The organism is Psychrobacter sp. A3, assembly GCF_028823565.1.
Classification (GTDB): Bacteria; Pseudomonadota; Gammaproteobacteria; order Pseudomonadales; family Moraxellaceae; genus Psychrobacter; species Psychrobacter celer.
The window spans coordinates 1-11,249 of sequence record NZ_JAPEHS010000081.1 but is presented as its reverse complement, the minus strand read 5'-3'; the positions used below and the strand labels follow the sequence as shown (position 1 = coordinate 11,249).

The window sequence follows — 11,249 nt, the reverse complement described above, 5'->3', positions numbered from 1 at the left end:
CCGCCACGACCACCAGCACCACTCTATCGGCCGCCGCCATCAGCGCTCATATCATTAAGATAAAAACATGGTTGGCTGAGTTTAAGCAGCTGCCACTGGCCGAAATTGAGCCTCATCTATACGTGCACCGTGATACCCATGCTCTGACGCATTGGCTGCGAGTGGCCGCAGGTTTGGACTCGATGATCTTGGGTGAGCCGCAAATCCTTGGTCAAATCAAACGTGCCGTTCATTTGGCACAAGACCAAAAAGCCTTGAGTAATCAGCTCGGCTGGATTGTCGACCAAGTCTTTGCCGCGGCCAAACGCGTGCGAAATGAGACCAAAGTAGGCGCGCAAGCGGTGTCGTTGAGCTTTGCTGCGGCCAAACTGGTCACGCAGATATTTGATGATTTGCCCAGTCGGACGCTATTGGTCGTTGCCGCAGGAGAGATGAACCGCTTGGTGGCGACGCATATCGCAGGGCTGGGTGTGGGGCGAGTGATTATTTGTAATCGCAACCCTGAGCGCGCCGAAGCCTTGGCGGCCGAATTGCGTCATCCCAATCGCCGCGTCGAGGTTAGAGCACTCGCGGAGCTGCCGCAAGTGCTGGGTGAGGCCGATATTGTCAGTAGCTGTAGTGGCAGTATGGATGTTCTCATTGATAAAACCATGACGCTACAGGCACTCAAACGCCGTCGTTATCAGCCGATGCTGATGATCGACTTGGCAGTACCGCGCGACATCGACTCGACCATTAGCCGTATCGATGATGTATATCTGTACTCGGTCGATGATTTGCAGCATGTGATCGCAGGCAATATCGAGCAGCGCAGGCAGGCAGCTGTCGATGCCGAGTTGCTGGTCAGTCAGCTGGTCGTTGAGATGGATCGCCGTTTTCAGGTCCGTCAAGTTGGCAAAGACATCCAGCAGTATCGTGCCCGTACTCATGATCAGGTGGACAAGCTGCTACAGGCTTCTATCGCCAAGCTACAGCAAGACAATGCCGATCCCGAAGATATCCTCACCGAGCTGTCACGTCGCCTTACCCAAACGCTGACCCACGCACCATCCAAGCTCATGCGCAAAGCCGCCCGCCAAGGCGACAGTGAGCTGCTGGATTTTGTGGTCTCTGGACTCCAAGACGCCCACCGCCGCCGCTAAACGTCTTACTCGCCCGTTCACTAAACACGGGTTGGTTTTTTGGTAGATTACCCCCTATAATCAATAGGGCGAAAAACACAGGTTATACCCATCCAAAAATCCGACAACGAGCAAGGAGCATTCCATGCCTGCATTACGCCAAGATATTGATCCAAACGGTCTATTAGAGTATTCAGTGGTCTATACTGACCGTGCCCTTAACCATATGTCAGAAGTCTTTCAGCAAGTGATGAATGACTTATCGAGCGACCTAAAATCTGTCTATAACGCTGACGCCGTCGCTATTGTTCCGGGATCGGGTAGTTATGGCATGGAAGCGGTAGCCAATCAGCTGGCCAAAGATCAAGACTGCTTGATCATTCGTAACGGTATGTTTAGTTATCGCTGGACGCAAATTTTAGAAAAAGGCAATCTTGCCAAATCTTCTACGGTATTAAACGCCCAGCGCGAAGATAGCGACGCGCCAAAGCCTTTTTCACCGGTCGATATCGATGAAGCGGTCGCTCAAATTAAAGCGCATAAGCCTGCGGTCGTATTTGCCCCGCACGTTGAAACCTCAGCCGGTATGATTCTGCCTAATGACTATATCAAAGCTTTGAGCGAGGCCACTCATAGCGTTGGCGGCTTATTGGTCATTGACTGTATCGCCTCAGGTTGTGTCTGGCTCGATATGAAAGCGCTTGGTATCGACGTGTTGATCAGTGCGCCGCAAAAAGGCTGGAGTAGTACGCCTTGTGCCGGGCTTGTGATGATGAGCGATGCGGCCGTCCAGCGCGTAGAAAATACAGAATCTAATAGCTTTAGTCTGGACTTAAAGAAGTGGTTAGAGATTATGCGCGCTTATGAGAATGGTGGTCACGCTTATCATGCGACAATGCCAACCGATAGCTTGCGCCAGTTCCGCGATACTATTACAGAGTCTAAAAAGATCGGTTTTGATCAGTTATGTGAGGCGCAGTGGGAGCTGGGTAAGCGCATTCGTCAAGTGCTCGAAGCCAAAGGGATTGCGAGCGTGGCAGCTGAAGGCTACCAAGCACCAGGCGTGGTGGTATGCTACACCGACCGTGATGATATGCATAAAGGTAGCGCTTTCGCCGAAGCTGGCGTACAGATTGCCGCTGGCGTGCCTTTGAAGGTAGGCGAGCCTGATAGCTTCAAAACGTTCCGCGTAGGACTATTTGGTCTCGATAAGTTAACCGATATCGACGGTGCGGTTCAGCGTTTTGAAAGCGCTCTTGAGCAAGTATTAGCAGAGCAGTCTGCTTAATAGCTACTTTGGCGCTTACAGGCTTCATATTGGAGAATATAACCGTCAATAACCCAAGCATTTAAAAATACTGAGCCTGTTAATGCAGTCGCTCAGTATTTTTTTAGCTATTTATTATATTTTAATATATAATGTTTTTATATAAAACAAAGTAGCTTTTGGATCTCTCATTATGGGTATACAAATAGATTGGCAAGTTTTTACGCCTATTTCATTGGTAGGCGGTCTCATATTAGGCGTAGCGACGGTTATCTTACTCTTAGGTATTGGCCGTATAGCCGGTATCAGCGGTATTACTTCAAGCCTGCTACAGCCAAAGCGCGTCGAGATGTGGCAAGTACTGTTTATTGCAGGTTTAGTTCTCTCGCCTTTACTCTATAGTGTGTTCAGACCGCTACCTGATATAGAGGTTACGACCTCTTTACCGCTGCTAATTGCAGCAGGGTTGTTAGTCGGCTTTGGTACGCGCTTAGGCTCAGGTTGCACGAGTGGTCACGGCATCTGCGGTAATGCGCGCTTGTCGCCGCGCTCAATGGTAGCCACAGCGACTTTTATGGCGTTTGGCATCATCACCGTGTTTATCGGTCGGCAAGTATTAGGCTTGATTTAAATGGCTGTTATGGCGAGAGGTTTTGAGAAAAAGAAAATAAATAGTGAGAATGAACTATGCTAAAAAATATCATCGGCTTACTAACAGGACTGCTGTTTGGCTTAGGACTGCTGATATCGGGTATGACCGATCCGGTTAAGGTGCAAGGGTTTTTGGACGTCTTTGGCGCGTGGGATATCTCACTGGCCTTAGTGATGGGCGGCGGCCTTGCTGTCGCTATCGTTGGGGTGCAATGGGCTCGGCGGCAGCGCAAGAGCTGGGTAGGCGATGAGATTGAGATGCCGACCAAAACTAAGGTTACCAGCAAGCTTGTCATCGGCGCGATGCTGTTTGGTATCGGTTGGGGCCTTGTCGGTATCTGTCCGGGCCCAAGCATTGTGCTACTGGGGACAGGGCACTGGCAAGCGTATGTATTTGCCGCTGCTATGCTGGCAGGTATGCTCATCTATCAGTGGGTGGAGCCAAAGCTTGATTGAGCGCTGGTGACTTAAATGACAATACCCATATATCAAAACTGATGCATCAAAACTTATGCACCAAAAAGCTCAGCCTAACGATAGTCGTTAGGCTGAGCTTTATTATTTAGTGTTAATAAGGACTTATCACTAATAAATACTTATCACTAATAAATACTTAGCATCAATAAGTATTCTGCATAGCGCTACTCGGAGCTAGCGGTGACTTTTGGTGTCTCATGGGCTAATGACTTGGCCGCTTGGCGCAGCTCAAACTTTTGTACTTTGCCCGTGCTGGTCTTCGGAATTTCAGCAAAGATAATATACTTGGGTACTTTAAAGCCTGCTAAATGCTGCTTGCAGTGTGCCATGACAGTGTCGCGCTGCAAGGTGCTACCAGCATGAATCTCGATAAAGGCCACGGGCACTTCGCCCCATTTGTCGTGCGGTGCGGCGACGACGGCGCAGCTTTGGACGGCAGGTAGTTTGTATAAGACGTTTTCGACCTCAATACTTGAGATATTCTCGCCGCCTGAGATGATGATGTCTTTTAGCCTATCCATAATTTTGATATAGCCATCAGGGTATTTAACGCCTAAATCGCCAGTGCGAAACCAGCCGTCTTTTAGCGCCTCATCAGTGGCTTTACGGCTTTTTAGATAGCCTTTCATTACCATGTTACCGCGCAGTGCCAGCTCGCCCATCTCCTCGCCATTGGCTTCAACCGGCTGAGTCGTGCCTTGTTTAAAGACCTCAAAGCCTGCCATTAAGTGTGAAACCACGCCTTGACGCGACTTTTTTTGCGCGCGTTCAGCGACGTCCATGTCTTGCCATTCGGGCTGTTCAGCGCAGACGGTGACGGGTCCATAGACTTCGGTCAAGCCATAAACATGGGTGATATCAAAATCCATCGCCTCCATTGCCGTCAGCATCGTCTCTGATGGCGGCGCGCCAGCGACCCAGCCTTTGACCTTATGATCAATCGCGTCTTTGTACTCTTGTTTACCGCCCGCTATCATATTATGCACCACAGGCGCCGCGCAGTAATGAGTGACCTTGTGCTTAGCGATTAATTGTAAAATCAGCTCGGCATCAATCTGGCGTAAGCAGACATTGACGCCTGCGCGCTCGGCGATCGTCCACGGGAAGCACCAGCCATTACAATGAAATAGCGGCAGCGTCCACAAGTAGGTCGGATGCTTAGGCATATCCCAGTCTAAGATATTAGATAGTGCGTTTAGCGTCGCGCCACGATGATGGTAGACCACGCCCTTTGGCTTACCAGTCGTGCCAGAAGTATAATTGAGCGCGATAGCTTCCCATTCATCCTCAGGTTTTTCCCAATTATCCAAATCATCTGAGCTGGCAATCAATTCCTCGTAAGTCATTTTGCCAAAATCTTCTACCTCAACGGCTGCATCTGTCGCATGAATGACGATCAGATTAGGAAAAGTCTCGTCGATAATCTCCGCCAAATCCGCAAATTCGCTATCCATAATCAGCACTTTGGCCTCAGAATGCTGCACGCAAAAGGTTAAGGCATTGATATCGAGCCGAGTATTCAACGTACAAAGCACACCGCCCGACATCGGCACCCCAAAAGCAGCCTCAACCATAGCAGGGGTATTAGGCAGCATGACGGCTACGGTGTCATTTTTATCGATACCCAGTTTGCGCAGGCCATCTGATAACTGACGGCAACGTTCAAAAGTTTTGCTCCAGCTCTGGGTGAGGTTGTTGTGCTGAAGATCATCGTAGATAATGGCGGCTTTGTCAGGGTAGACCTGCGCGCTACGAATAATAAAGTCGATAGGGGTAAGTGGTTGATAGTTAGCAGGATTCTTACCAAGGCCAGTATGGAAATCAGTCATAGCGATAGTCCTTTATCTTATTTCGGGTTTTACTATAATTTAAATACACTGTGATGATGGTTTTGCTTTACCAATTCAGCAAATATTTCAATTAAAAGCGTATTCATTATAGCCAAAGACAGCGCAGAAGTCGGTTAGATTTGTAAGAGTCGTTTAAAACACTGAATAGAGTTGAATATAAATGATAAATAGCTTGTGTTCACTCATCAGTCGTTTGTCTGCATAGCTGACGACAAAGCGGTTGTGTTACGATAGTAGTCATATAAGGTTTAGCTCTTTTGCACTATGAACCCCTCATCAACCTGAATTTACAAGGATCGTCACATGAGCGCTAGCAGCCCTGAGAATCGCAAAGCCAGCAGCAATAACACCATCAATATTGCTCAAAGCAATGAGCACTACCCGCATCTTTTTGAGCCGCTAGACTTAGGCTTTACCACACTCAAAAACCGCTTAGTCATGGGCTCTATGCATACCGGTTTAGAAGATCGTTTCTATAATTACGGCAAGCTTGCTGCTTATTTTGAAGAGCGTGCCAAAGGCGGCGTGGCGATGATGATCACCGGCGGTATCTCGCCCAATCGTGAAGGCTGGCTGCTCCCTGCTGGCGGTACCATGAATACTAAAATGGACGTTATCAACCATCAACGCGTCACCCGCGCCGTACACAAACACGATAGCAAAATCATCATGCAAATCTTGCATAGTGGTCGCTATGGCTACCATCCGTTTATCGTCTCCTCCAGCCCAATCAAATCACCCATCACGCCGTTTAAACCGCGCAAAATGACTATCAAAAACATTGAGCAGACGGTCGAGGACTACGCACGCTCTGCCAAACTGGCCAAGCAAGCGGGTTATGATGGCGTTGAGGTCATGGGCTCTGAGGGCTACTTACTCAATCAGTTTTTATCGCGCCATGTCAATCAGCGCAGCGATCAATATGGCGGTGATATCAATGGCCGTATGAAGTTTGCCGTCGATGTGGTCAAAGCCGTACGTAAAGCGGTGGGCGAAGACTTTATCATTCTGTTCCGTTTGTCAGTGATTGACTTGGTCAAAGACGGCAACGTCATGGACGAGGTCATCACAGTCGCCAAAGCGCTAGAAGAAGCGGGCGTGACCATTATGAATACTGGCATTGGCTGGCATGAAGCACGCGTCCCGACGATTGTCACTAGCGTACCCCGCGCCGCTTTTGTCGACTTTACCGCTGAGATTAAAAAGCACATCAGTATCCCAATGATGGCAGCCAACCGTATCAATATGCCGGATACGGCAGAGGATATCGTCTCTAATGGTCAAGCGGATCTGATTCAGATGGCGCGTCCGTTCCTCGCTGACGCACACTGGGTCAACAAAGCCAAAAAAGGTCAAGCCGATCGTATCAATACCTGTATCGCCTGTAACCAAGCCTGTCTTGATCATACGTTTGAGAATAAACGCTCGACTTGCCTTGTTAATCCGCAAGCCTGCTACGAGACTGAGCTGGTCTACAAAAAAACCAAAAACCCACAAAAAGTCGCGGTCGTCGGTGGCGGCGTCGCTGGTATGTCAGCGGCTCATGTTGCAGCCTTACGTGGTCATGAGGTCACGCTATTTGAAGCGCGCGATATCTTAGGCGGTCAGTTTAACTATGCCAAAGTCATCCCAGGTAAAGAAGAGTTCTTTGAAACCATTCGCTACTATATTAATGAGCTTGAGCACCTAGGCGTTGAGATTAAACTCAATACCAAAGTCGATAAAGCGATGCTTGAAGATGGTAAATTCCAGCATGTGGTTGTCGCCACGGGCGTCGTACCAAGAAGCCTTGAAGGCAAATTAGAAGGCGCGGATCTACCGCAAGTGATCAGCTATGCTGAGCTGCTATCGGGCGAAAAATCAGTCGGCGATACGGTGGCAGTCATCGGCGCCGTATTGGCTTCGATGTCAGCGAATATCTAACCGCACGTCATGGTCAGCCATTGGATGAGCTCGGCCCTGAGACCTTAAAAGACCCAAGCTACCGCCCTGAGCCGCAGTCTATTAGCGAGTGGCGCGAGGAGTGGGGCGTCACTGACGATACTAACTATCAAAGCGATGGCGGTTTAATCCGTCCTGAAGGCATCAAGCCGATTCGCCAAGTGTATCTGATGCAGCGCACCAAAGGCCGCTTAGGCGCAGGTCTCAATAAAACCTCTGGCTGGGTGCATCGTGCCCATATCAAGTCGCACGGCGTCATTCAAGTGGCAGGCGTTCAGTACGAAAAAATCACTAACGAGGGCATTTGGGTGACCAATCCGCAAGGCCAAAGCCAGCTGCTCCGTGTCGATAGCGTTGTCGTCTGTGCCGGTCAAGAGTCGGTGGTTGAGCTGATGCCAAACGTTGGTGATGCGCCAGACGCGCAGTATCATTTGATTGGCGGTGCAAAGCTCGCTGCTGAGCTGGACGCCAAACGTGCGATTCGTGATGGCGCTGAGGTTGCGGCGAGTATTTAAAAGTTTAATTTTTGAATTAAAGTTTTAAATTGAAAGGACGGTAGGGGAGCAATTTCCTGCCGTTTTTTATTTCGTAAACTGTGACCCTTTTTAATGCTATAGGGGTTCTTCGATATCACCTAATGTGAGTCCAGTTTCTTGTGTGCTATAAATAATGATACCTTTATCGTCGATTTTACCATTCATGACCAATCTACTGATTCGATTACTGGCTTGTTGATTGCCTTGATCGGCTGCCTTTTGATACCACTCAAAAGCTTTATCATAATCTTGCGGCACACCATAACCGTTCTCATAAAGACCACCGATGTTAAGTTGTGCTAAATCTAATCCTTGATCAGCGGCTTTGGTATACCACTCAAAAGCCTTGTCATAGTCTTGCGGTACGCCATGACCGTATTCGTAAAAATTACCAATATTATTTTGAGCGTCAAAAGATCCATTGTTAGCTGCTAATAGATACCACTGCATTGCTTTTTGATAATCTTGCTCAATACCAATACCCTCATGATACATAATCCCGAGATTGAATTGAGCATCAGTGTATCCTTGGTTAGCAGCTTGTTGAAGCCATTCAAGTTTTTTTATCTCATCTTGCTTAACAGCAATACCTTCATGATACATAACTCCAAGATCGAATTGAGCATTAGCATATCCTTGGTTGGCGGCTTGTTCAATCCACTCAAATGCTTTTTGATAGTTTTGCTCTACGCCCAAACCTTCATAATACATAATACCTAGATAATGTTTAGCAGGTGCGTAGTCTTGATCAGCAGCTTTTTGAAACAGTTCAAAAGCTTTGTCATCATCTTCAGGGACTGAGTCACCCTTATAATAGGCAAGGCCGAGCTCGTATATCTCAGCAGCAGTGCTTTGATTAGGTAATATAGGTGTGTTTGAAGACTCCGCTGAACAAGCAGAAGTTATTAAGCTACTGGATAGCACTGTCGCTAGCAATATAGATTGAGTTAAGGTATAGAATTTTTTTTGATACATTTAATTTTTCTTGTCACTCAGGTGTATAAGGATAGTCAAATTTTCTTTGAAAACTTATAAAGTGTTCTTCCTTGTCATCCAAGCCTCCGATTGAAACTACTAATAATTGCTTATCTAACTTGGAGTAAATAGTCTGTTTTAAATTGATGTTATCAGAGTTTAAGCATACCTTCTGACCATTTTTTAAGGAAAAATAATCTTTATTTGCAGGTTTAATTTGTATTTTGACATGACTACTTACTTCTGCGTTCGGGTCTAATATAACAAGCTCTTCCATTTTGATATAATTAAAGTTTATAGGATTATCCATGACAGTGGCAGAGCTAAATATTGGCATAAAACATAGGTCACCTTTACTGTTTTTCGATATATCAACACTGCCTTCAATAGGAGGCCTATGTGTAGGATAATCTTGAAAACATCCAGAAAGACTAAGCGATATCAACAAAATGTTTAAGCTTAAAAAGTAAGATAAAAGTTGGGGCTGTAGTAGATAAGGATTAAATATCACACCATTTTCTCAAGGTTTTCAGATGATTAGAATGTGTCCAAGCGCGCTGCAATGCTGTCTTGACTGTATTTTGCGCCCGTCAAAGCTGCTTTTAACACATCAATCAGCTCGACGTTGAGCGCATCAGAAAAGATGGTCGATTAAGTAGTGATAGACCTTGTTCCACGACATCACATCCAACACTGTGACGCAGCCCTCAGATATCGCGCCAACATGTACATAGCGGTTATTATCGCCATAATGTATCGGAAACCAAACTTGATGGCATTTGAGTTTGGAATGGATAAACCTATTGCTATACAAGATCGAACTATTCTACAGGTTGATTTGGACTAACTTGCTTATAAGTTTTACCTTCTGGTACGAGTATGCAATCGACTTCTTTTTGAGACTCAGTAGGTTTACAGTATCTCATTGTCTTAGTATATTGATATACCCTATCATAGACATGCTCACCTTCTGCTAGTGGCGTAAGGTATATACTACCCATATTTATTGACACTGGTGTATTGATATCCAAAGCTGGCGTAAGTAAAGCTATGCCATCCACGTTAAATAAGCGACGCTGATATCCGTCGCCTTCAATCATGATATCAGCGTATTCATAAATGAATTGCAGCTGTTCTCTATCGCGTCTATGTCTTTTATCATCTGAGACGACCATAGGCGGCAAGGTAAACTTACCTGTACTATCAGAAGTTGTTTGATGTTCATCCGTTAAGTAAATACTTACATCAGTAACAGGCTGCTGAGTTTCACTGTCTAGCAACTGGCCTGAAAGTGCTGGCGTGACGTAGTAATCAGTAGGCGCTAGTATCAAGCAAGCACTTAATGGAACCGTTAGCACACCGATAAAGGCAAATAGTTTATAAGGCTTCATTTGTAACTCCATCTGGTAGTGGCATACAGTTGACTTCTTTTTGAGACTCATTAGGCTGACAAAATGTCATGTCATCAATGTACTCATCTTCAACATCGTTAATATCCACACCTTCTGGTAGCGGCTCTAAAAACACCTTACCCAAATGAATATGATACGGAACTTCTGAGGTATGCTTGACTTCAAGTTTCTTGAAGCCAGAATTGCTAAAGACTTTTCTTCTATAGCCTTCTTTATATAAATCCAAATCACCTTCAGTCATGAGGTTTATTCCCCTGCCAGTATAAGAGGTGGTATAATCCTCTTTATAAGAAGGTAGTCTAAAGTACCCATTATGATCAGTCATTGTTGTATCTGCACTGGTTTGTAAAAGAGAAGCGTTTTCTATAGGCTTATTGGTGGTTTTATCCAAGACTTGCCCAGTAATGATCGGAGAGGCATAGCTATGGATGGCCTGTCCTGCTGAGCAGCTTAAAATACACAAAGAAACAAAAGTGCCAATAATTAAACTGCTTGATGTCCTAAATATGCTCATAAACGTGCTACCTTTTTATAAAGTAAGTTGCGATATCGCTAGTAATCCAAGTACGTCTTCTTCACTAGCGACTACCTTATCGTAATAATCATCTGGATTATCACCTTTAGCATATTTCATTAAATCATACTCACTACCTGTAGCAGTGTATGTGCCATTCACTGCTTGTAAGATAGTAGACGAACCTTTATGAGTTTTGGAATAATGCTGCCCGCCATTGGCCAGTAATATCTCATGACCTATTTCATGTGCAAATACTCTTTTGAAAATCTTATCAGCGCTACTTTTCCGCCGGAATCTCCATATTTGCTTACCGTGCGAATCAATGAGTAGCAAATATCCAACATTATAATAAGTCATCCTTGATGCTTCCCAGTATCTAGAGCGTCCAGGTACACTATTGGTATTAAAGATAATATCCATTTTAGGCATGCTATTACGATCAGTAATCTCACACTTGGTAGATACTTGAAACTTCTCTCCATGAACATCGATATCAAGTCGT

Annotated in this window: 10 protein-coding genes and 2 pseudogenes; 5 read left to right on the top strand and 7 right to left on the bottom strand. The window is 45.9% G+C overall.

From position 1 onward, the window contains the following. From hemA to NK638_RS10180, 4 genes are all read left to right on the top strand, one after another. Window positions 1-1,142, top strand: a 1,142-nt coding sequence (hemA, locus tag NK638_RS10195; protein ID WP_274632936.1) for a glutamyl-tRNA reductase, incomplete at its 5' end; no start/stop codon positions are given. Window positions 1,143-1,266: 124 nt separating this feature from the next. Next, on the top strand, window positions 1,267-2,409 hold the full coding sequence (locus NK638_RS10190) for an aminotransferase class V-fold PLP-dependent enzyme (protein WP_274632935.1): 1,143 nt from the start codon (window positions 1,267-1,269) through the stop codon (window positions 2,407-2,409). Between the two features lie 172 nt (window positions 2,410-2,581). Beyond that, window positions 2,582-3,019 (top strand): YeeE/YedE family protein, encoded by a 438-nt coding sequence (locus NK638_RS10185; protein ID WP_201600717.1) that lies wholly within the window; start codon window positions 2,582-2,584, stop codon window positions 3,017-3,019. 56 nt (window positions 3,020-3,075) lie between these two features. Next, window positions 3,076-3,495: a DUF6691 family protein gene (locus tag NK638_RS10180; protein WP_274632934.1), complete on the top strand. Its 420-nt coding sequence runs from the start codon at window positions 3,076-3,078 to the stop codon at window positions 3,493-3,495. A gap of 185 nt (window positions 3,496-3,680) precedes the next feature. Here NK638_RS10180 and NK638_RS10175 read toward each other — a convergent pair whose 3' ends face one another. Further along, window positions 3,681-5,345 carry an AMP-binding protein gene (locus tag NK638_RS10175; RefSeq protein WP_274632933.1) on the bottom strand — a complete coding sequence of 555 codons (1,665 nt, stop codon included), beginning with the start codon at window positions 5,343-5,345 and terminating at the stop codon, window positions 3,681-3,683. A 324-nt stretch (window positions 5,346-5,669) separates the two neighbouring features. On the opposite strand from NK638_RS10175, the pseudogene NK638_RS10170 reads away from it, so the two are divergent. Next, a pseudogene (locus tag NK638_RS10170) lies at window positions 5,670-7,822 on the top strand (FAD-dependent oxidoreductase). A 96-nt stretch (window positions 7,823-7,918) separates the two neighbouring features. Here the strand turns inward: NK638_RS10170 and NK638_RS10165 are convergent. From NK638_RS10165 to NK638_RS10140, 6 genes and pseudogenes are all read right to left on the bottom strand, one after another. After that, window positions 7,919-8,818: a tetratricopeptide repeat protein gene (locus NK638_RS10165; RefSeq protein WP_274632932.1), complete on the bottom strand. Its 900-nt coding sequence runs from the start codon at window positions 8,816-8,818 to the stop codon at window positions 7,919-7,921. A gap of 13 nt (window positions 8,819-8,831) precedes the next feature. Then, window positions 8,832-9,155, bottom strand: a complete 324-nt coding sequence (locus NK638_RS10160; RefSeq protein ID WP_274632931.1) for a hypothetical protein — start codon at window positions 9,153-9,155, stop codon at window positions 8,832-8,834. Window positions 9,156-9,355: 200 nt separating this feature from the next. Next, window positions 9,356-9,463, bottom strand: a complete 108-nt coding sequence (locus tag NK638_RS10155; RefSeq protein WP_274632937.1) for a lipoate protein ligase C-terminal domain-containing protein — start codon at window positions 9,461-9,463, stop codon at window positions 9,356-9,358. Between the two features lie 176 nt (window positions 9,464-9,639). Continuing rightward, complete coding sequence (locus NK638_RS10150) at window positions 9,640-10,209, bottom strand: hypothetical protein (RefSeq protein WP_274632930.1); 570 nt, start codon at window positions 10,207-10,209, stop codon at window positions 9,640-9,642. Then, complete coding sequence (locus NK638_RS10145; RefSeq protein WP_274632929.1) at window positions 10,196-10,744, bottom strand: hypothetical protein; 549 nt, start codon at window positions 10,742-10,744, stop codon at window positions 10,196-10,198. The genes NK638_RS10150 and NK638_RS10145 overlap by 14 nt, the downstream gene beginning before the upstream one ends. Window positions 10,745-10,759: 15 nt before the next feature. Further along, window positions 10,760-11,249, bottom strand: a pseudogene (locus tag NK638_RS10140) (hypothetical protein); the annotation flags it as partial.